Genomic DNA, 20,137 nt, shown 5'->3' on the forward strand with positions numbered 1-20,137 from the left:
TGTCCGGACCGGCCTTTTCCGATGAGGCCGACCATGACCCTGATCCACAGCTCTCCCGCCCCGGTTCCTTTCGCGCCGCGCACTGCCCGTGCGCTTGTCCAGAGCCTCGCGCCGCTTGGCGCGCTGTCGGGGCAGATCCTGCTCGGGCTTTCCTTCCCGCTGGCGCTGCTCGCGCTTTGGTCGCTTGGCGCGGCGCGAGGCTGGGTGCCGCCGCAGATCCTGCCTGCGCCTTCCGTCGTCTGGCAAAGCTTTCTTGACCTTTGCGCCGATGGCAGCCTTGCGCTGCATACGAACGCCAGCCTGATCCGCGTGGCCGAGGGGTTTGCGCTGGGGGCCACGGTCGGTTTGGTCTTCGGCGCGGCGGTGGGGCTGGTTCCGGCGCTGCGCGCCTGGGTCTGGCCGCCGGTGCAGGCGGCAACGCGGGTGAACGTGCTCGCCTGGATGCCGCTGCTTACGCTGTTTCTCGGCATCGACGAGGCGCTGAAGGTGGTGGTGATCGGCTGGTCGGTGTCGATCCCGGTGATCCTGGCCACCGCGCGGGCGGTGGGGGATGTGCCTGCCACTTTGCGCGAGTTGGGGGCGGTTCTGAACCTGACCCGGGCGCAGCGGCTGCGGCTGATCGTGCTGCCGCAAGCGCTGCCGCAGATTGCGACGGGGCTGCGCGAGGGGCTTGCGAACGCTTGGCAGAGCCTTGTGATCGTGGAGCTTTTCGCCTCGTTCGAGGGGCTTGGCTATCTGATGACCTGGGGGCGGCAGCTGTTTCAGCTTGATCTTGTGCTGGTCGCCATGGCGGTGATTGCCGTCCTTGGCTTCAGCCTCGATCTGTCCCTGCGCGCGGTTGAGCGCTGGCTGCAACCCTGGCAGACGGGGGCCGGGCATGGCCGGTGACCTCGCAACGCCGCGTAGCCGGGATTTGCGGCCGATCCTGTCCTTCGTTTTCGTGCTGATCCTGTGGGATCTGGCGCATCGTTTCGCCCTGGTCGATCCGCGGTTTCTGCCCGCGCCGCTCGACATCCTGACCCGCCTGATCAGCGAACTGAGCGCGGGCACGATCCTGAGCGATCTGGCCGCCACCTTGCGGCGCAACCTTCTCGGCTTTCTGATCGGGGCCGCTGCGGGGGTGAGCCTTGGCGCCGTTCTGGGCGCATCGCGGCGCATCGGCCAGATCGTCGGGCCGACTGTGGTGGCGCAGCGCCAGACCGCGCTTTTCGCCTGGGTGCCGCTTCTGGCGATGTGGTTTGGCGGCGGCGATAGCGGCAAGATCGCCTTCATCGCCTTGGCCGCGTTCCAACCCACAGTGATCAACACTTGGCGCGGCATCGCGCTGGTGCCCGAACCCTTGCGCGAACTGGCGGCCAGCCTGCGGTTCTCGCAGGGGCAATATCTGCGCCATGTCGCGCTGCCCGCGGCGGCCCCGCAGATCTTCACCGGGCTGCACACGGCACTGATCTATGCCTGGCTCGCGACCGTCGGCTCCGAGCTGTTCATGAACATCACCCCCGGTCTTGGCGGGCGTCTGAGCGAGGGCAGCCAGATGTTCGAGATGGACCTGCTGTTTCTCGCCATCGCGATCTTCGGCGCTGTCGGGCTGATCTACAACAGCCTCGCCGAAGCGCTCGAGGCCCAGCTTCTGAAAGGACACCGGCCATGACCGAACCGACACCCGCCTTGCAGATCCGTGCCCTGAGCAAGGTTTTTGCCCTGCGCGAGGGCGCGCTCGAAGTGCTGCGCGACATCACCCTGACCGTCGATCCGGGCGAATTCGTCACCATCGTCGGCGCCTCGGGTTGCGGCAAGTCCACGCTGTTGCGGCTGATCCTCGGGCTTGATCGCGACTTTCGCGGCGAGATCCGCGTTGACGGCGTGCCGGTCACCGGCCCCGCCGCCGACCGGGCGATCGTGTTTCAGGATCATCGGTTGCTGCCGTGGCTCACCGCCGAGGCGAATGTGGCGGCGGCGCTTCTGAACAGCCCGCTTGATGCCGAGACCCGGGCGCGGGAGGTGCGCGAACACCTTGATCTTGTCGGGCTTTCGAAATTCGCCAAGGCTTGGCCCCGGCAGCTCTCGGGCGGCATGGCGCAGCGGGTGGCGATTGCCCGCGCGCTGGTCGGGCGGCCGCGGTTTCTGCTCCTTGACGAGCCCTTGGGGGCGCTTGATGCGCTGACGCGGCTCAGGATGCAGGAGGAGTTGAAGCGGATCGTGGCGCATGAGGGGGCGACGGCGCTGCTCGTCACGCATGATGTCGACGAGGCGGTGTATCTCGGCCATCGGGTGGTGGTGATGCAGCCGCACCCCGGTCGGATCGCCACGATTCTGGAGGTGCCGCCCGAGGCGCGGGCGGATCGCTCGAGCCCGGCTTTCGTGGCGCTGCGCGACCGGATTTTGGGGCTTCTGGGCGTCGGGGCGATTGAAGCACTGGCAGTTTGAGGGCGCGCTCGCGAACATCAGGCCCCGCCCAACGGCGGGGCTTTCGTCATCGCTCGATCCCGGCGCGTCGATCCAGTGCGATCACCCAGAGGATCGCGAAGACCGAGGCGAGGCCCGAGCCGAACATGATCCCCACAAGCGGCAGTTCTCCGGTTTGGGGGCCAAGCACCGCACCCGCCAGCGCCGCCAAAGCTGCGCCGCCACCGATCATGATCGCGCCACCGAGCCCCGAGGCAGTCCCCGCCAAGGCGGGCTCGATCGACAGCATGCCCGCATTGGCGTTCGGCGTGGCAAGCCCGTTGCCCAGCCCCACCGAAATCATCATGGCGAAGAAAAACACCGGGTCGTGCAGCCCGGCGAGCGTGCCCAGAAGCAGCACCCCCATCCCGCCTGCGGTGACGGCAGTGCCCCAAAGCACCATCCGGTTCAACCCGATGCGGGTCGAAAACCGCCCCGAGAGCGCATTGCCGAGCGAATAGCCTGCGGCCGAGACGGCAAAGCCGATGCCCACCTCGGTCGCGCCGAGATGAAAGACCTGATCGCCGACGAAAGGCCCGCCGCCGAGATAGGCGAAGAAGGCCCCCGAGCCGAAGGCCGCCGCCAGCGCATAGCCCCAGAACCGCCCGGAGCCGAGCAGCGCCGGATACTGGCGAAGTTGCTTGGAAAAGCTTGAGGGCCGTTTCGGCAGCGTTTCGCCCAGATCCGCCCAGACAAGCGCCGCGACGATCAGGCCAAGGCCAAAGAGCAGAGAGAAATTCGCCCGCCAGCCGAAAGCCTGATCGAGAAACCCGCCCAAGACCGGCCCGATCATCGGCACGAGCGACATGCCCAGCGTCACATGGGCAATCCGCGCGGCGGCCTCTGGCCCCTCGGTCACGTCGCGGATCACCGCGCGCGAGAGCACCATGCCCGCAGCGACAACCGCCTGCGCCATCCGGCAGGCCAGAAAGGTGGCGGCGTCGCGGGCAAGCACTGTGCCGAGGCTCGCGAGCAGAAACAGTGCCAACGCGCCGATCAGCACCCGCCGACGCCCGAACCGGTCCGAGATCGGTCCGATCAACACCTGCAGCACCGCGCTGAGGCCAAGGTAAAGCGCGACCGACAGCTGCAACACCGCATAGGGCGCGCCGAAATCCTGTGCCATGCCGGGCAGCGAGGGCAGGAACACATTGGTCGACAGCGCCGAGAGCCCGGCAAGCGCGGTGAGGGTGAGCAAATGCGGCGGCGTTTGCCGATCAAGAAAACGGGTGTCTGACATGCGCCAAGGCTAGGGCAGGGGGCCTTGGCTGTCCATTTCGTCCCGCGCCCGGTTCGGGGAAGAAAAGCGCCGTTCCGGGGGGCGGATTTGGAGGACGCTTTTCTGACTGCTCAGCGGGCCGCGATCTGCTCGGCCATGACGCAGAGCATCTCGAACATCAGGCTGATGCCGAGCCAGGCGGTGTTGCCCGAGGGATCGAAGGGCGGCGAGACCTCGACCAGATCGGCGCCGACAATGTCGAGCCCGCGCAGGCCGCGGGCCACTTCAAGCGCGGTCCACGACGTCGGGCCGCCCACTTCGGGCGTGCCGGTGCCGGGCGCGAAGGTCGGGTCGACGAAGTCGATGTCATAGGTGACATAGGTCGGTCCGCTGCCCGCAATCTCGCGCGCCTCGGCCATCACATCCGCCGCACCGCGGGCATGAAGTTCGCCCACCGGGATGATGCGGATGCCGTTCGCGGCGGCGAAATCCCAATCCTCGCGGCCATAGGCGGTGCCGCGAATGCCGATCAGGCAATAGCGTTTCGGATCGATCAGCCCCTCCTCGACCGCGCGGCGGAAGGGGGTGCCGTGGGTATAACGCGCGGTGCCGAAATAGACATCGTTCAGATCGGTATGGCTGTCGAACTGAATGAGCCCCACCGGCCGCGTCTTGGCGACCGCGCGCAGGATCGGCAGCGCGCAGAGGTGATCACCCCCCGCCGTCAGCGGCCGGATGCCCGCCGCCACGACCCGGTCGTAAAACGCCTCCATCCGCGCGAGGCTGTCCATCAGATCGCCCGGATTGGGCGCCACATCGCCCAGATCGGCGCAGCGCGCCAGCTCGAACGGCGCCACCCAGGTATGCCCGTTCATCGCGCGGATCATCGTCGAGGCATCGCGCAACTGCCGCGGCCCGTGGCGCGGTCCGGGGCGGTTCGTCGTGCCACCATCCCAGGGCGCGCCGATCAGACCGATCTGCACCTCGGCAAACCGCGGGTGACCTGCGGGCACATGCGGCAGGCGCATGAAGGTCGGCACACCGGCAAAGCGCGGCAGATCGAGGCCTGAAACCGGGGTGAAAAAGCCATCGCTCACGGGGATCTCCTGTTCTTCGGGATGCGGGTCGATGCAGATTAGCTTCCCCTTGCGGAGAATTTCCTTCTGAAAATCGACTGTCTTTGGAATTCAATTTGGTAAGTGAATATGCAAAAAATCTACAAACAAAGTCGTGATAATGGCCCATGTCCGCGCAACCGCTTTCCGACGACGAGATCCGCAAGACAACCTGTTACATGTGCGCCTGTCGCTGTGGCATCGACGTGCATCTGCGCTCGGGCGAGGTGCGCTACATCGAGGGCAACCGCGATCATCCGGTGAACCGGGGCGTGATCTGCGCCAAGGGGGCCGCGGGGATCATGCAGGTGACCGCGCCCGCCCGGTTGCGCGCGCCGCTCAAGCGGGTGGGGCCGCGCGGCTCTGGCGCGTTCGAGGAGATCAGCTGGGACGAGGCGCTGCAGATCGCCACCGGCTGGCTTGCGAAGATCCGCTCGGAAGCCCCTGAAAAGTTGGCTTTTTTCACCGGCCGTGATCAGTCGCAAAGCTTTACCGGCTGGTGGGCGCAGGCCTTCGGCACGCCCAATTTCGCGGCGCATGGCGGGTTCTGCTCGGTCAATGTCGCGACGGCGGGGATCATGTCGATCGGCGGGGCGTTTTGGGAATTCGGCGAGCCGGATTGGGAGCGGGCGAAGATCCTGCTGCTCTTCGGTGTCGCCGAGGATCACGACAGCAATCCGATCAAGCGTGGGCTTGGGGCGATGAAAGCGCGCGGCGCCCGGGTGGTGTCGATCAACCCGATCCGCACCGGCTACAATGCCGTGGCCGATGAGTGGCTTGGCATCACGCCGGGCACCGATGGGCTCTTGATCCTTGCGCTCGTGCATGAGCTGCTGATCGCGGGGGGGATCGATCTCGACTATCTGGCCCGTTTCACCGATGCGCCTTGCCTGCTGATTCCGGGCGAGGGGCCGGAGAGCGGGCTTTATCTGCGCGATGCCGAGGGGCGGGTGCAGGTGATCGACCGCCGCACCGGGGCGCTTGCGCCATTCGACGGCGAAGGCGTCGACCCCGATCTGCGCGGCGGCTTGGCCGGGCATCGCACCGTCTTCGAGGCGCTGGCCGAGCGCTATCTGAACCCCGGTCATTCGGCGGAGGCGGTGGCGGATCGCGTCGGCATCCCCGCCGGGCAGATCCGCGCGCTGGCCGCCGAACTGGCGCGCGTGGCCTTTGACGAGGCGATCGAGATCGACCAGCCTTGGACCGATTTTCGCGGTCATCACCATGACCGGATGATCGGCCGTCCGGTCGGTTTTCACGCCATGCGCGGGATTGCGGCGCATTCGAACGGTTTTCAGACCGCCCGCGCGCTGCATCTGTTGCAGATGCTTCTGGGCGCGATCGAGACCCCGGGCGGGCTGCGCTTCAAGCCGCCTTACCCGAAGCCGCTCGCCGCCCATCCGGTGCCGCATTTCACCGCCACGCCGGGGGCGCCGCTCAAGGGTCCGCATCTGGGCTTTCCGCGCGGCCCCGCCGATCTGGCGCTCTTGCCCGATGGCAGCGCGGCGCGGATCGACGAGGCCTTCACCTGGGAAAATCCGTTTTCCGCCCATGGCTTGATGCAAAGGGTGATCGGCAATGCCCATGCCGGGCGGCCCTACAAGATCGACACGCTCTTTCTTTATATGGCGAACATGGCGTGGAACTCCTCGATGAACCCGGGGGAGGTGGCGCGCTGGCTCACCGACCGCGACGAGACCGGCGCCTATGTCATTCCGCACATCATCCTGTCGGATGCCTATGCCAGCGAAACCGTCGCCTATGCCGATCTGGTGCTGCCCGACACGACCTATCTGGAACGGCATGACGCGATCAGCCTGCTGGATCGGCCGATTGGCCGGGGCGATCGGCTGGCGGATTCGATCCGCTGGCCGGTGCTGGCGCCCGACCGCGACGTGCGGCCGTTCCAGTCGGTGCTGATCGATCTGGGCGCGCGGCTCGGCCTGCCGGGCTTCGTCACCGCCGAGGGGGCGCCCGCCTTCAAGGACTATGCCGATTACCTTGTCACGCACCAGCGCCGCCCCGGCATCGGCGTGCTGGCAGGCTGGCGCGGCGACGGCACCGAACATGGCCGTGGCGCACCGAATCCGGCGCAGCTTGATCGCTACATCGAAAATGGCGGCGTGTTTCAGGCGGAAATCCCGCCCGAGGCGCAGTTTTGCAAGCCCTGGAACCGGGCCTGGCAGGACTGGGCGGTGAAGATGGGGCTGCAGGACAAGCCGCAGCCCTATCTGTTCAGCCTCTGGTGCGAGCCGCTGCGGCGCTTCCAGCTGGCGGCCGAGGGGCACGGCGCGCAGCAACCGCCCGATCATCTGCGCCTGTCGCTTCTGGGGGCGATGGACCCGCTGCCGCATTGGACGGCGCCGCAAAACACCGACACCGAGGCCGAGTATCCGCTGCATGCGCTGACGCAGCGCCCGCCCGCGATGTATCATTCCTGGGGCTCGATGAATGCCTGGTTGCGGCAGATCCTGGGCCACAACGTGCTCTACATCCCGAAGCCGGTCTGGCGCGACATCGGCTTTCGCGCGGGTGACTGGGCGCGGGTGATCTCGCCCCACGGCGCGATCGAAGTGGCGGTGGCGCCGATGGCCGCGCTGAACCCCCACACCGTCTGGACCTGGAATGCGATCGGCAAGCGCAAGGGCGCCTGGGGGCTGTCGCAAGATGCGCCCGAGGCCGAAAAGGGCTTTCTGCTCAACCACCTGATGCACGATCTTATGCCGCCCGATGCCACCGGCGCGCGGGTCTGGAATGCCGATCCGGTGACCGGGCAGGCCGCCTGGTTCGACCTGCGGGTGCGGATCGAACGCATCGCGCGGCGCCGCTTCAGCCTGCCGCGCCTGCCCGAACTGTCGCTCAAGATCCTGCGCCGGAGACCTGCATGAGCCGAACCCTCGTCATCGACCTCGACAGCTGCACCGGCTGTCACGCCTGCACGATTGCCTGCAAGGGCTGGCAGAATGCGAACGAGGACACCCGCCTGCCCGATGCGGAGGCTTACGGCGCCGCCCCCTTCGGCGCCTTTCTGAACCGCGTGCATTCCTACGAGGTGATCGCGGACGACACCCCGGCGCGGCTGATCCATTACCCCCGCACCTGCGTGCACTGCGAAAATCCGCCCTGTGTTCCGGTTTGCCCGACCGGGGCGAGCCATCAGACCGCCGATGGTCTGGTGCAGATCGACGCCAAGCGCTGCATGGGCTGCGGGCTTTGCGCCTGGGCTTGCCCCTATGGCGCGCGGGAGCTCGACCCGGTGGCGGGGGTGATGCGCAAATGCACGCTTTGTGCCAATCGCATCGACGATCCCGCCCGGCCCGCGGAAGACCGCATCCCCGCCTGCGTCCGGGCCTGTCCGACCGGCGCGCGGCATTTCGGCGACCCCACCGACGCCGAAAGCCCGCTGGGCCGGTTGGTGGCCGCGCGCGGCGGCTTCGCGCCGATGCCCGAGTTCGGCACAAAGCCCACCAGCCGCTACCTGCCGCCCCGACCCAAGGACCGGCTCGGCGCGGGGGCGGTGCCGACGCCGCTCGTTCCCGGCGGTGGGCTGCAGGTCTGGCTCGACAAACTGCTGGGGAGGGGCTGATGCGCGCGGTTCCCTCGGTCATCCTGTTCACCACGCTTTCGGGCGCGGGCTTCGGCACCTTGGCAGCCGCGGGCCTTGGGCTTGGCGCGGGGCCGGGCGTCTGGCTCGCGGGCTACGGTCTTGCCGGGGCGGGGCTGATCGCCTCGGGTTTCCATCTGGCGCATCCGCTGCGCGCGCCGCTCGCGTTTCGGCGCTGGCGCACCAGCTGGCTCTCGCGCGAGGCCTGGGCGGCGGTTGCGGCGCTGCTGGTGCTGGCGGCGCCCGCGGCCTCGGCGCTGATCGGTGGGCCGGAGTTGCGGTTTCTCGGCGCCCTTGGCGCGGGGCTGTGCCTTGCCACGGTGGTCTCGACCGCGATGATCTATGCCAGCCTGCGCGCCGTGCCGCGCTGGCATCACGGATCGGTGCCGCTGACCTATCTCGCCTGCGCGGGAACCGGCGGCTGCTTTCTGACCACCGCGCCCGGGGTCACCGCGCTCGCCTGCCTTGCGCTGGCCGTGCTGCTTGGCGCGGTCTTCGTGCTGGGCGACCGCCGCGTCGCCGCGCTGGGCCTGACGCGGGGCTGGGCCACCGGCCTTGGCAGCAGTGGCACGGTCCGCAGTTTCGAGCTGCCCCGCAGCGGTCCGAGCTTCATCACCCGCGAACTGGTCGAGCGCGCCGCCGGGGCCGGATCGCCGCTTCTGCGGCTGCTGTCGCTCCTGCTGGCGGGCCTTGCCCCGGCCGGGCTGCTGCTCGCAGGCACCCCGCCCGCCGCGGCACTGGCCGTGCATCTTGCGGGCATCCTCTTGTCGCGCTGGCTCTTTTTTACCGAGGCAACGCATGTGGCGGCGCTTTTCTACCGCGGGGATTTGACGCCGAGCCGCCCCTGAGTCGTCCGCCCGTCGGGCAGGACAGTCAGGGCGGAGAAGAAAACTTCTGTCCGCGGCGGGGGACGGAATGGATTTCCTCCAAAGACACCGCGCAGACGAAAAATCATTAATATCCATCTTTTCAATCGTGAATTGACGTGGTCCCGTTTCCCCAATCCGGAGGGCGCAACGACCGTCCTTGTGGAGATCCATCTTGCCAGGGGAGTTGCCATGAATGCCGTTTCCGCCGCGCTCACGCCGCCCGATGCGCTCGAAAAGATCCGTGCCGCCGCAGTCGCGGCGGGTCTGACCCATGCGGGCGATGTGCCGCCCGATCTGGCCCATGCGCTTGTCGAGGCGGGGCAGGCGGTGCTGATCGATGTCCGCGCCCCCGAAGAAATCCGCTTTGTCGGCCATGTTCCGGGCGCGATCAACGTGCCCTGGGCCACCGGGCTCGATCTGGCCCGCAACCCGCGCTTTTTGCGCGCGCTCGAGGCGGCCGCGCCGAAAGAGGCGGTGATCCTGCTTCTGTGCCGCTCCGGCCAGCGCTCGGTTTCGGCGGCGGTGGCGGCCACGGCCGCAGGCTTTGCCCGGGTGTTCAACGTGCTTGAGGGGTTCGAGGGCGCGCTGGACGAGGCCGGGCAACGCGGGCGGCTCTCGGGCTGGAAGGCCCGAAACCTGCCCTGGCGGCAGGACTGAAGATCGACCCGGACCTTTCTGAAAAATAACACATATTTTTATTGGGGACAGCATGACGCTTGACGATCAGAAATTGGAACCTGCACCGGAGGCAGGCTTTTCCCTTGTGCCGGTCCTTGCCGCCTTGACGCGGGCCCGGGTGGATTGGCGCGCGGCGCATCACCGGGCCACCACGCCCGGGGGACGCGAATTGCCTGCGCCCGAAGCGATCGAGCGGATCGTCTCGGGGCTGCGCGGGGCGCTGTTTCCGATGCGGCTTGGCCCGTCGGATCTGCGGCAGGAAAGCGAACAGCTGTACGTCGGCCACACGCTCGATGTGGTGCTGCGCGATCTGGCCGAGCAGGTGGCGCTGGAACTCGGCGGCCGCCCGAGCGAGGCTGACCCCGCCCGGCAGGCCGAAATCCGGGCGCGCGCCCATGCGCTCGTGCGCAGCTTCGCGCAAAGCCTGCCCGAGATCCGCGCGCAACTTGACAGCGATGTGCTGGCGGCCTTTGGCGCCGATCCGGCGGCGCGCAGCGTCGACGAGGTGCTGCTGTGCTATCCCGGCATGGGCGCGATGATCCATCATCGCCTCGCGCACCGGCTTTACGCCCTTGGCGCGCCGCTGATCGCCCGGATGATTTCGGAAGCCGCGCATCGGGCGACCGGCATCGACATCCACCCCGGCGCGACGATCGGCGCGGGCTTCTTCATCGATCACGGCACCGGCGTCGTCATCGGCGAGACCGCGATCATCGGCAACGGGGTGCGGCTGTTTCAGGCGGTCACGCTGGGCGCGAAAAGCTTTCCGACCGATGCGACGGGCCGCGCGATCAAGGGCCAGCCGCGCCACCCGATCGTCGAGGATGACGTGGTGATCTATGCCGGCGCCACCGTGCTCGGCCGGATCACCATCGGGCGCGGCTCGGTCATCGGCGGCAATGTCTGGCTGACCGAAAGCGTGCCCCCCGGCACCCATGTCACGCAGGCGCATCTGACCCGGGCGACGCAACCCGGCGCCGGGACCGAGTGACCCAACCACCCTTTTCCCTGCCAGCCCCGCGGCCCTGCCTGCGGGATGGCTTTTCGCACCGAAGCAAGGAGAGACTGAATGACCGAACCCCTTCAGCTGGCGCTGGGCGACAATGCCGCCCGCCAGCTTGCCAATGCGACGAAGACCGCGCCGATCCTGCCCACGATCACGCCGCGCTGGCTTGTCCATTTCCTGCAATGGCTGCCGGTCGAGGCGGGCATCTACCGGCTCAACACGGTGAAGAACGCCGATGCCGTCCGCGTCACCTGCACGAGCCGCGACGAGGCCGTGCTGCCGCAGACCTTCGTCGATTACTCGGAAACGCCGCGGGAATATTTCCTCAACGCCGTCTCGACCGTGCTCGATGTCCATACGCGGGTGAGCGACCTGTATTCCTCGCCCTTCGATCAGGTGAAGGAGCAACTGCGCCTGACCATCGAGACGGTGAAGGAGCGGCAGGAAAGCGAGCTGATCAACAACCCCGATTACGGGCTTCTGGCCAATGCCGCCGACAGCCAGATCATTTCGACCCTGACCGGGGCGCCGACGCCCGATGATCTGGACGAGCTGATCACCAAGGTCTGGAAGGAACCCGCCTTCTTCCTCGCCCATCCGCTCGCCATCGCCGCCTTTGGCCGCGAATGCACCCGGCGCGGCGTGCCGCCCGCGACGGTCTCGCTGTTCGGCGCGCAGTTCCTGACCTGGCGCGGCCTGCCGATCATTCCGTCGGACAAGATCCCCGTATCAGGCGGCAAGACCTCGATCCTGCTTTTGCGTGTCGGCGAGAAGCGTCAGGGCGTGGTGGGGCTGTTCCAGCCGGGGCTTGAGGGCGAGCAAAGCCCGGGTCTTTCGGTGCGCTTCATGGGGATCGACCGCAATGCGATCGCCTCGTATCTGATCTCGCTTTATTGCTCGCTCGTCGTGCAATCGCCCGATGCGCTGGCCGTGCTGACCGATGTGGAGGTGGGGAAATATCATGACTACCCCGACACCTACCGCTGAGCGCGCGGCCCCGCAGGGCCTGCCCGATATCGCGCGCCTGACGGCGTTGGCACGGGAGTTTTTCACCGCATTGCCGGGAGAGGGGGGCGCAAGCCCCTCTTACCTTGCCGAGCCGGATGCGGGGACGGCGGGCGCGCTCGCGCGCCGCGCGACGGCCGGTCACCCCGGCGCGACCGGCCCGGCGGCGGATCTTGCCCCGGGGGCCGGACTGACGCCTGGCGCAAGCGGCACTGCGCCGCTCGGCGCTGGTCACGCCGACAGCCTCGACAGTCTGGCACGGCAGGCCTTCGGGCTTCTGACCGGCAAATCGGCTGCCCATGCGCCCGATGTGTCGGGGGCCCCGACGCTGGCCCCGCAGGAGGCCGCGCCCCCGTCCTTGCACGCGCCCAAGCTCCATGCCCGACCGGCCGCGGCGCCGGCCACGCCCCGGCTTGGGGCCGCGCCCCATGCCCCGGCACACCCGGCCTCCTCGGGTCAGTTCTACTTTCTGCCCGAGGAATCGCAGCCCCTTGTGCCTGCGGCACAGCACGCTCCGGCCACGCCCGCCGCGGCGCCTGCCTTCGACGTGCAGGCGGTGCGGCGGGACTTTCCGATCCTTGCCGAACGGGTGAACGGGCGTCAGCTTGTCTGGTTCGACAATGCCGCCACGACGCAGAAACCGGCCTGCGTGATCGACCGGCTGTCCGATTTCTACCGCCACGAGAATTCGAACATCCACCGGGCCGCGCATACGCTGGCGGCGCGGGCCACCGATGCCTATGAACATGCCCGCGACACGGTGCGGGATTTTCTGGGCGCGGCCTCGTCGGAGGAGATCGTCTTCGTGCGCGGCGCGACCGAGGGGATCAACCTTGTCGCCCGCACCTGGGGCGTGGCGAATGTGGGCGAGGGCGACGAGATCATCGTCTCGCATCTGGAGCACCACGCGAATATCGTTCCCTGGCAACAGCTTGCGGCCGAGAAAGGCGCACGGATCAGGGTCATTCCGGTCGATGACACCGGTCAGGTGCGGTTCGAGGAGTATCTGAAGCTGCTCTGCCCGCGCACGAAGATCGTCGCGGTCACGCAGGTCTCGAATGCCTTGGGCACGGTCGTTCCGGTGCGCGAGATCGTGGCGGCGGCGCATGGCGTTGGGGCCGTGGCGCTTGTGGACGGGGCGCAATCGGTCAGCCACATGCGGGTGAACGTGGCCGAGATCGGCGCCGATTTCTTCGTCTTTTCCGGGCACAAGGTGTTCGGGCCGACGGGGATCGGCGCGGTCTACATCCGCCGCGCGATCGCGGAAACCCTGCCGCCCTGGCAAGGCGGCGGCAACATGATCGCCGATGTCACCTTCGAGCGCACGCTCTATCAGCCGCCGCCCGCGCGGTTCGAGGCGGGCACCGGCAACATCGCCGACGCGGCCGGTCTGGCGGCAGCGCTGGGCTATGTGCAACGCATCGGGCTCGAGGCGATCGGCGCTTATGAACATGCGCTTTTGGACTACGCCACCGGCGCGCTTGCGCAAGTGAAGGGCGTGCGGCTGGTCGGCACGGCGGCGCACAAGGCCTCGGTCCTGTCCTTCGTGCTGGAGGGCTTCGAGCCGCTGGACGTGGGCCGGGCGCTGGATCGCGAGGGGATCGCGGTCCGGGCGGGGCATCACTGCGCGCAACCGATCCTGCGCCGCTTCGGGCTGGAGGCCACGGTGCGGCCCTCGCTCGCCTTCTACAACACCCGCGACGAGGTCGATCTGTTCGTCGCCGCCGTCGCAAGGCTCGCCAGCCGCCGCCGCTGAGAAAGCCCCCAAAACCAAAGGCCCCGGATCGCTCCGGGGCCTTTTTCGTCTCGGAGCCTGTCAGCCCCCGGTCTTGCCGCGCCAGGGCACGAAGCGGCGCTCGGCCGCGCGCAGGGCAACGTCGATGCCATAGCCGATGAAACCGATGAGCAGGATCCCCATCACCACGATGTCGGTCAGCTGGAATTTCGAGGCGACAAGGATCATCATCCCCGCGCCCTTTTCCGCTGCGACCAGTTCCGCCGCGACCACAGTGCCCCAGCACACCCCCATCGCTACCCGCGCCCCGATGAAGAGATCGGGCAGCGAGTTGGGGATGATCACATGCGTCAGCACCTGCAGCTTCGAGGCGCCCAGGCTGTAGGCGGCATGGACCTTGGAAAGCCGCACCCCCGCCACGCCCGAGCGCGCCGCAATCACCATGATCCAGAGCGCGGCGAGGAACAGCAGCACGATCTTGCCGGTCTCCCAGATCCCCCACCAGATGATGATCAGCGGAATGAGCGCGAGCGGCGGCACCGGGCGCATGAACTCGACGATCGGATCGAACCAGCCGCGCACCCAGCTGGAAAGCCCCATCGCATAGCCCAGCGGAATGCCGATCAGCGCGCCAAAGAAGAACCCGGCCAGCACGCGGAAGAGCGAAAAGCCCAAGTGTTCCCAAAGCGGCTTGTTCTGATAGCCTTCCTGCGCGATCTGCACGAACCGGGCGACGACGCTTTCGGGCGCGGGCAGCCAGATCGGCTCCATCTGCCAGCCCTTGTCGGGCTCGAAGGAGAGCGAGCCTTTCGGCGTCAGCGTCACCTGCCCATGTGCCACGCGCTGGGCCACCCCCACCGCAAGCGGCTGCCCGTCGATCGCGGTGAGCCGCACCCCCGGCGCGTCATTCGCCGTCGGGCGCACCAGCGCAAAGCGCCAGGCGGCGACCGAGGCGGCATCGTCCTGCGCCAGCCCGTTGCGGGGCGCGGGCAGAAGCGGTTTTTGCGGCGTCTTGTCGGCCGGGGCCAGCACGTTCACCCGCACGGTGGCGGTATCGCTTGCGCCATCGGGCGCGGTGACTGTGTAGGAAAACGCCGTCTCGCCGATGAAGGGGCCGGGCACATGCACCGGCACCAGTTTCGAGCCGGTGAACGCGCCCCAGATGAGGAAAATCGTCAGCACCGACAGAGCCGAGGCGATGCGGTCGGGCCGCACGGCGCCCGCGTCGCCAAAGGTGACGGTGCGGCGCGCGGTGTCGACGCGGCCGCTGCGGATCAGGCGCAGGCTCAGACCCGCCCCCAGAAAGATCGCCAGATAGGCAAGGGCAAGGATCATTGCGCCGCCTCCGCCTGGTCGGAACGGCCCATGATTTCGTCCTCCATGCCCCAGATCAGCGACAGGATCTCGTCGCGGGTTTCGATGAAGTCGCGCCGACGCCGGATCTCGCGCAGATCGGCGCCGACGGCGGCTTTGGCAAAGGGCAGGGCATATTCGCGCAAGATCCGCCCCGGCCGCGGCGCCATCACGATCAGCCGTTGCCCCAGCAGCAGCGCCTCCTCGACCGAATGGGTGATCAGGATCACCGTCTTGTCGGTTTCCTTCCAAAGCTTCAGGATCAGCCCCTGCATCTTTTCGCGCGTCAGCGCATCAAGCGCGCCCAAGGGCTCGTCCATCAAGATCAGCTCCGGGTCATTGGCAAGGCAGCGCGCCAAAGCCACCCGCTGCTGCATGCCGCCCGAGAGCGCATAGACCGGCTTGTCGCCAAAGCCCTGAAGCCCAACGCTTTCCAGCAGTTGATCGGTGAGGGCCGCGCGCTCGGTCCGCGAGACCCCGCGCATTCGCGGCCCGAAGTCGATGTTGTGCCGCACGCTCATCCACTCAAAAAGCGCGCCTTGCTGAAACACCATGCCCCGCTCCGGTCCGGGGCCGGTGACGGGCGCATCGCCGAGCCGCACGCGTCCGCCGGTGGGGGCCAGAAAGCCTGCGACAATGTTCAGAAGCGTGGTCTTGCCACAGCCCGACGGGCCGAGGATCGACACAAGTTCGCCCTTGCGGATCGTCAGCGAGACATCGCGCAGGGCTTCGGTGGGCGGGCTTGCGGCTTGCGCAAACCGCATCGACAGGGCGTCGATGAAAAGATCGGACATGGGGCACCGGGGGTCAAAACGGGGAAAGGCGCGGGAGAAGCCCCCCGCGCCGCAGTCCTGCAGGTCAAGCCGCGTCAGAGTTTCGAGGCGGCTTCGAGATAGCTTGCATCGACCACGCCATCGTAGCTCTCAAGCGCCGAGGGGATGTTCTTCGTGGTCACGAAGAAATCGGCGACCGATTTCAGAAAGGCCTGCAACCCGCCGCCAAGCCATTTGTCAGAGAGCTTTTCTTCGATCGTCGGCAGGGTGAAGCCCGCCAGCTGCGCCTTGGTGCCCGCCTCGTCCAGCCCCGAGTCCTTCGCCAGCGCCGGGATGAACCTGTCGGGATCGGCCAGATAGGCGGCGTTCTCGTCGTTCACCACCTTGAGGAACCGCGTCACCAGATCGGGGTTTTCCGCCGCAAAGGCGCCGGGCGTCGAGATCACGTCGAAGACCCGAATGCCGGCTTCTTCCTTCTCGGCCCCGGTCAGCAGCACGTTGCCATAGTCCTTGGCGCGGGCGAGCGAGCCACCCCAGCCGCAGAAGACGTCGATATTGCCCTGCGCAATCGCCGCCGCCGCATCGGGCGGCGTCAGATCGACCACCTGCAGCTGGCTGGCATCGAGCCCGAAATGCTCGAGCTGCTTGAGGAACCCGTAATGCGCCGCGGTGCCCAGCGGCACGCCGACCTTCTTGCCGATCAGCTCCTTGACGTTTTCTTTCGTGATTTCAAGATCCTTGCGCACCACGCAGTTGTCGTTTTCCGAATAGCTCACCGAGATGTCGATGGCCTTCAGATCCTGCCCGGCGGAGGTGGCGGTGACGAAGGGCGGCACGCCTTGCGAGATCAGGAACTGCACATCGCCCGAGGCGGCGGCGGCCGACATCGCCACGCCGGTGTCGAAAGCGCGCCAGTTCACCTTGACGCCGAGGGCCTTTTCGAAATCGCCATCGACCTTGGCCTGTTCGAACGGCAGCGGCCACTCAAGGAAATAGGCGATGGTGATCTCGTCCGGGGCTGCGGTGGCAGCCGCGCTCGAGGCGAGAAGCGCAAGCGCAGACAGCGCGGCCGCAAGATGGGGGGCTTTGGTCATGGTCGGTCCTTTCGAGGCGGAAAAATACATTAGATCGATCGTTATTTGTGACATGATCCGATCTCGACACCGGAAGCCATTCCAAAGGCGCGCCTCGGAGAGCAGGAAAAATCTCCGGAACGTGAAGCGTGAAGTGGAATTCTTCTCTCGCCCAGCAAAAAAAGGCGTTTGAAGCCGACTCGTGGCGGCCCGCAGAGGAAGAAAATACGCGCTGCGGTAGAAATTCGATACTCTGGACTTAATGGCGCGCTGAATCTGGACCTAATTCGGGAGGCTACGCCCTGCCATGGTCATCCCAATCCCACTCCCAGCCAGAGGCCCCCATGCACGCCGCCCCGATTCCTCAGGATGCCGCCCCGATCATTGCCGCCGACCGCGCCCATGTCTGGCACCACCTGAGCCAGCACAAGCCCTATGAAACCACCGACCCGCGCGTTTTCGTCGAAGGCAAGGGGATGCGGCTGTGGGATGCGACAGGGCGCGAGTTTCTGGACGCCACCTCGGGCGGGGTCTGGACGGTGAACCTGGGCTATGGCCGCGCCGACATTGCGCGGGCGGTGCAGGAGCAGCTTCTGCGGCTGCCCTATTATGCGGGTGCGGCGGGCACGGTGCCCGGGGCGCGCTATGCCGAGGCGCTGATCGCCAAGATGCCGGGGCTTGCCCGCGTCTATTATTCGAACTCGGGCTCCGAGGCGAACGAGAAGGTCTACAAGATGGTGCGGCAGATCTCGCACCGGCATCATGGCGGCCGGAAGGGGAAAATCCTGTTCCGCGAGCGCGATTACCACGGCACCACCATTGCCGCGCTGGCCACTTCGGGGCAGGCGCAACGGGCCGAGCAATACGGGCCGTTCCCGGATGGGTTCGTCAGCGTGCCGCATTGCCTCGAATACCGGGCGCAATGGGATGTGTCGAACTATGGCGAGCGTGCCGCCGATGCGATCGAGGAGGTGATCCTGCGCGAAGGGCCGGACAGCATCGGCTGCCTCGTGCTCGAGCCGATCACCGCAGGCGGGGGCGTGATCGTGCCGCCCGCGGGCTATTGGGAAAAGGTGAGCCATATCTGCCGCAAATACAACATTTTGCTGCACCTTGACGAAGTCGTCTGCGGGCTTGGCCGCACCGGGGCGTGGTTCGGCTACCAGCACTACGGCATCCAGCCCGATTTCGTCACCATGGCGAAGGGGGTGGCGTCGGGCTATGCGGCGATTTCCTGCACCGTGACGACCGAGGCGGTGTTTGAGCTCTTCAAGGATACGCCCACCGATCCGCTGTGCCATTTCCGCGACATTTCCACCTTCGGGGGCTGCACCGCGGGTCCTGCGGCCGCGCTCGAAACGCTGCGGATCATCGAGGACGAGGGCCTGCTCGAGAACACCACGCGGATGGGCGAGCGGTTGCTGGCGAACCTGCGGGATCTGGCCGAGCGCCATACGGTGATTGGTGATGTGCGCGGCAAGGGGCTGTTCTGTGGCGCCGAACTGGTGGCCGACCGGCGCACGAAAGAGCCGCTCGCCGAGGCGAAAGTGCAGGCGGTGGTGGCCGATTGCGCGGCGCAGGGCGTGCTGATCGGTGCGACGAACCGCTCGATCCCCGGGCTCAACACCACGCTGTGCCTTGCGCCCGCGCTGATCGCCTCGGAGGCCGAAATCGACCGGATCACCGATGCGATCGACGCCGCGCTGACCCGTCTCACGGCTTGACAGCATCGCTGGACCTATCTTTCATAGGTCCAGTGATTTCGCGGAGCACCGATGCCCATTCCGGTCGAAAGCTTCTTCCTCGCGCCGGGCGGGCAGGGTTCGCTGCAACACCGCCTGCGCCAGATGGTGACCGAGGGGATCCTTTCGGGGCGGTTTCGCCCCGGCGACCGGATGCCCTCGACCCGGGCGCTTGCGGCGCATCTGGGCGTGGCGCGGATCACCGTGACGCTGGCCTATGCCGATCTCGTCGCCTCGGATTACCTGCTGGCCCGGGGGCGGTCGGGCACCTTCGTGTCTGCTGCTGCCCCCGATGCGCGCCGCGCCCAGCCCTTGCCCCAGGACGGGCCGCGCGCCGATTGGCCGCGGCTTTTGCATCCTCGCGCCCAGGGTCTGCCGCGCCCGGATCGGCCCCGCGACTGGTCGGTCTACCGCTATCCCTTCATCTACGGGCAGGCCGATCCGGAGCTGTTCGATCATCAGAACTGGCGGGCCTGCGCGCTGCAAGCCCTTGGCCGGCGTGAATTTCATCGGCTTTCGGCGGATTGCTACGATGAAGACGATCCGATGCTCGTGGAATATATCCTGCGCCATATCCTGCCCCGTCGCGGCATCGCGGCCGTGCCTTCGGAGGTGTTGATCACCCTCGGCGCGCAGAACGGGCTCTGGCTGGCGGCGCAAGTTCTGCTCGGCCCCGGCGAGCGCGCGGTGATGGAAAACCCCGGCTATCCGGGCACGCGCGCGGTGCTCGCCACGACGGGGGCCGAGGTGGTTTCGGTCGATGTCGATGACCTTGGCCTGCCGCCCGATCGCCTGCCCGCGCGGCCAAAACTCGTCGTCACCACCGCCAGCCACCACTGCCCGACCAATGCGACCTTGCCTTTGGAGCGGCGTCTGGCCCTTCTGGCAGCGGCGGAAGCGGGGGATTTCCTGATCCTCGAGGACGATTACGAATTCGAGATGTCCTTCCTGCATTCGGCCGCGCCGTCGCTCAAGTCGCTCGATGCGGGCGGCCGGGTCGTGCATGTGGGCTCGTTCTCGAAGTCGCTGTTTCCGGGGCTCCGGCTTGGCTATCTTGTTGCGCCCGCGCCTTTCGTTGCGGCGGTGCGGGCGCTGCGGGCCACGGTCTTGCGCCATCCGCCGGGGCAGCTGAGCCGCACGCTCGCGCTGTTCCTGTCGCTCGGCCATTATGATGCGCTTGTGGCGCGGATGAAGGCCGCCTATCGCCTGCGCCGGGAGGTGATGACCGAGGCGATCTTGCGTCATGGCCTGCAGAGTGCCGGGCAGGGCGGGTTTGGCGGCTCATCGTTCTGGATGCGGGCGCCCGAGCAGATCGACACCGAAGAGCTGGCGCTGCGGCTGCGCGCGGACGGTGTGCTGATCGAGCCCGGCCGCGTGTTCTTCGACCCCACGCGCGCGCGGCGCAACTACTACCGGCTCGCCTATTCCTCGATCGGCCCCGGGGCGATCCCCGAAGGCATTGCCCGCATCGCACAGGCCCTCGCCTGACTGGATCTATCCGATTTCACGGTCTGGACCTA

17 protein-coding genes are annotated in these 20,137 nt (G+C 67.4%); 12 read left to right on the forward strand and 5 right to left on the reverse strand.

Features of this window, described 5'->3' with window-relative positions; all coding sequences use genetic code 11:
- Positions 1-33: 33 nt before the first annotated feature.
- The 3 genes from C8J30_RS00240 to C8J30_RS00250 are packed head-to-tail and all read left to right on the forward strand — an operon-like array spanning position 34 to position 2,427.
- Entirely contained in the window at positions 34-888 is an 855-nt protein-coding gene (locus tag C8J30_RS00240; RefSeq protein WP_110803733.1) for an ABC transporter permease, read from the forward strand.
- Positions 878-1,651, forward strand: coding sequence for an ABC transporter permease (locus C8J30_RS00245; protein ID WP_110803734.1), 774 nt, complete (start codon positions 878-880; stop codon positions 1,649-1,651). The genes C8J30_RS00240 and C8J30_RS00245 overlap by 11 nt, the downstream gene beginning before the upstream one ends.
- Positions 1,648-2,427 (forward strand): ABC transporter ATP-binding protein, encoded by a 780-nt coding sequence (locus C8J30_RS00250; protein ID WP_110803735.1) that lies wholly within the window; start codon positions 1,648-1,650, stop codon positions 2,425-2,427. The genes C8J30_RS00245 and C8J30_RS00250 overlap by 4 nt, the downstream gene beginning before the upstream one ends.
- Before the next feature lie 46 nt (positions 2,428-2,473).
- On the opposite strand, the gene C8J30_RS00255 is transcribed toward C8J30_RS00250, so the two are convergent.
- Positions 2,474-3,685 (reverse strand): multidrug effflux MFS transporter, encoded by a 1,212-nt coding sequence (locus tag C8J30_RS00255; RefSeq protein WP_110803736.1) that lies wholly within the window; start codon positions 3,683-3,685, stop codon positions 2,474-2,476.
- A gap of 110 nt (positions 3,686-3,795) precedes the next feature.
- Complete coding sequence (locus C8J30_RS00260; protein ID WP_110803737.1) at positions 3,796-4,761, reverse strand: agmatinase; 966 nt, start codon at positions 4,759-4,761, stop codon at positions 3,796-3,798.
- 146 nt (positions 4,762-4,907) lie between these two features.
- On the opposite strand from C8J30_RS00260, the gene C8J30_RS00265 reads away from it, so the two are divergent.
- The 7 genes from C8J30_RS00265 to C8J30_RS00295 all read left to right on the forward strand — a co-directional run bounded on the left by C8J30_RS00265 (position 4,908) and on the right by C8J30_RS00295 (position 13,697).
- A complete protein-coding gene (locus C8J30_RS00265; protein WP_110803738.1) occupies positions 4,908-7,667 on the forward strand; it encodes a molybdopterin-dependent oxidoreductase in 2,760 nt (919 codons plus the stop codon).
- Positions 7,664-8,365 (forward strand): 4Fe-4S dicluster domain-containing protein, encoded by a 702-nt coding sequence (locus C8J30_RS00270; protein ID WP_110803739.1) that lies wholly within the window; start codon positions 7,664-7,666, stop codon positions 8,363-8,365. The genes C8J30_RS00265 and C8J30_RS00270 overlap by 4 nt, the downstream gene beginning before the upstream one ends.
- Complete coding sequence (locus C8J30_RS00275; protein WP_110803740.1) at positions 8,365-9,231, forward strand: dimethyl sulfoxide reductase anchor subunit family protein; 867 nt, start codon at positions 8,365-8,367, stop codon at positions 9,229-9,231. Before C8J30_RS00270 ends, C8J30_RS00275 begins: the two co-directional genes overlap by 1 nt.
- A gap of 210 nt (positions 9,232-9,441) precedes the next feature.
- Positions 9,442-9,909 carry a rhodanese-like domain-containing protein gene (locus C8J30_RS00280; protein WP_110803741.1) on the forward strand — a complete coding sequence of 156 codons (468 nt, stop codon included), beginning with the start codon at positions 9,442-9,444 and terminating at the stop codon, positions 9,907-9,909.
- 52 nt (positions 9,910-9,961) lie between these two features.
- Complete coding sequence (gene epsC, locus C8J30_RS00285; RefSeq protein ID WP_110803742.1) at positions 9,962-10,921, forward strand: serine O-acetyltransferase EpsC; 960 nt, start codon at positions 9,962-9,964, stop codon at positions 10,919-10,921.
- 78 nt (positions 10,922-10,999) lie between these two features.
- Positions 11,000-11,923, forward strand: coding sequence for a family 2A encapsulin nanocompartment shell protein (locus C8J30_RS00290; protein ID WP_110803743.1), 924 nt, complete (start codon positions 11,000-11,002; stop codon positions 11,921-11,923).
- Positions 11,898-13,697 carry a family 2A encapsulin nanocompartment cargo protein cysteine desulfurase gene (locus C8J30_RS00295; protein ID WP_110803744.1) on the forward strand — a complete coding sequence of 600 codons (1,800 nt, stop codon included), beginning with the start codon at positions 11,898-11,900 and terminating at the stop codon, positions 13,695-13,697. Before C8J30_RS00290 ends, C8J30_RS00295 begins: the two co-directional genes overlap by 26 nt.
- 60 nt (positions 13,698-13,757) lie before the next feature.
- Here the strand turns inward: C8J30_RS00295 and C8J30_RS00300 are convergent, their stop codons facing one another.
- The 3 genes from C8J30_RS00300 to C8J30_RS00310 all read right to left on the reverse strand — a co-directional run bounded on the left by C8J30_RS00300 (position 13,758) and on the right by C8J30_RS00310 (position 16,896).
- A complete protein-coding gene (locus tag C8J30_RS00300; RefSeq protein ID WP_110803745.1) occupies positions 13,758-15,011 on the reverse strand; it encodes an ABC transporter permease subunit in 1,254 nt (417 codons plus the stop codon).
- Positions 15,008-15,823 carry an ATP-binding cassette domain-containing protein gene (locus C8J30_RS00305; protein ID WP_110803746.1) on the reverse strand — a complete coding sequence of 272 codons (816 nt, stop codon included), beginning with the start codon at positions 15,821-15,823 and terminating at the stop codon, positions 15,008-15,010. Before C8J30_RS00305 ends, C8J30_RS00300 begins: the two co-directional genes overlap by 4 nt.
- A 74-nt stretch (positions 15,824-15,897) precedes the next feature.
- Positions 15,898-16,896 carry a taurine ABC transporter substrate-binding protein gene (locus C8J30_RS00310; protein ID WP_110804254.1) on the reverse strand — a complete coding sequence of 333 codons (999 nt, stop codon included), beginning with the start codon at positions 16,894-16,896 and terminating at the stop codon, positions 15,898-15,900.
- A 323-nt stretch (positions 16,897-17,219) separates the two neighbouring features.
- Between C8J30_RS00310 and C8J30_RS00315 the strand changes: the two genes are divergently transcribed.
- Entirely contained in the window at positions 17,220-18,599 is a 1,380-nt protein-coding gene (locus tag C8J30_RS00315) for an aminotransferase family protein (RefSeq protein ID WP_110803747.1), read from the forward strand.
- A gap of 51 nt (positions 18,600-18,650) precedes the next feature.
- Positions 18,651-20,105: a MocR-like taurine utilization transcriptional activator TauR gene (tauR, locus tag C8J30_RS00320; RefSeq protein ID WP_110803748.1), complete on the forward strand. Its 1,455-nt coding sequence runs from the start codon at positions 18,651-18,653 to the stop codon at positions 20,103-20,105.
- Positions 20,106-20,137 lie beyond the last annotated feature (32 nt).

Origin of the sequence: Rhodobacter viridis (assembly GCF_003217355.1) — a bacterium.
Classification (GTDB): Bacteria; Pseudomonadota; Alphaproteobacteria; order Rhodobacterales; family Rhodobacteraceae; genus Rhodobacter; species Rhodobacter viridis.

Coding starts and splice junctions, on each gene's coding strand:
- C8J30_RS00240 (WP_110803733.1), top strand. CDS start 34: ATGACCCTGATCCACAGCTCTCCCGCCCCGGTTCCTTTCGCGCCGCGC.
- C8J30_RS00245 (WP_110803734.1), top strand. CDS start 878: ATGGCCGGTGACCTCGCAACGCCGCGTAGCCGGGATTTGCGGCCGATC.
- C8J30_RS00250 (WP_110803735.1), top strand. CDS start 1,648: ATGACCGAACCGACACCCGCCTTGCAGATCCGTGCCCTGAGCAAGGTT.
- C8J30_RS00255 (WP_110803736.1), bottom strand. CDS start 3,685: ATGTCAGACACCCGTTTTCTTGATCGGCAAACGCCGCCGCATTTGCTC.
- C8J30_RS00265 (WP_110803738.1), top strand. CDS start 4,908: ATGTCCGCGCAACCGCTTTCCGACGACGAGATCCGCAAGACAACCTGT.
- C8J30_RS00270 (WP_110803739.1), top strand. CDS start 7,664: ATGAGCCGAACCCTCGTCATCGACCTCGACAGCTGCACCGGCTGTCAC.
- C8J30_RS00275 (WP_110803740.1), top strand. CDS start 8,365: ATGCGCGCGGTTCCCTCGGTCATCCTGTTCACCACGCTTTCGGGCGCG.
- C8J30_RS00280 (WP_110803741.1), top strand. CDS start 9,442: ATGAATGCCGTTTCCGCCGCGCTCACGCCGCCCGATGCGCTCGAAAAG.
- epsC (WP_110803742.1), top strand. CDS start 9,962: ATGACGCTTGACGATCAGAAATTGGAACCTGCACCGGAGGCAGGCTTT.
- C8J30_RS00290 (WP_110803743.1), top strand. CDS start 11,000: ATGACCGAACCCCTTCAGCTGGCGCTGGGCGACAATGCCGCCCGCCAG.
- C8J30_RS00295 (WP_110803744.1), top strand. CDS start 11,898: ATGACTACCCCGACACCTACCGCTGAGCGCGCGGCCCCGCAGGGCCTG.
- C8J30_RS00300 (WP_110803745.1), bottom strand. CDS start 15,011: ATGATCCTTGCCCTTGCCTATCTGGCGATCTTTCTGGGGGCGGGTCTG.
- C8J30_RS00305 (WP_110803746.1), bottom strand. CDS start 15,823: ATGTCCGATCTTTTCATCGACGCCCTGTCGATGCGGTTTGCGCAAGCC.
- C8J30_RS00310 (WP_110804254.1), bottom strand. CDS start 16,896: ATGACCAAAGCCCCCCATCTTGCGGCCGCGCTGTCTGCGCTTGCGCTT.
- C8J30_RS00315 (WP_110803747.1), top strand. CDS start 17,220: ATGCACGCCGCCCCGATTCCTCAGGATGCCGCCCCGATCATTGCCGCC.
- tauR (WP_110803748.1), top strand. CDS start 18,651: ATGCCCATTCCGGTCGAAAGCTTCTTCCTCGCGCCGGGCGGGCAGGGT.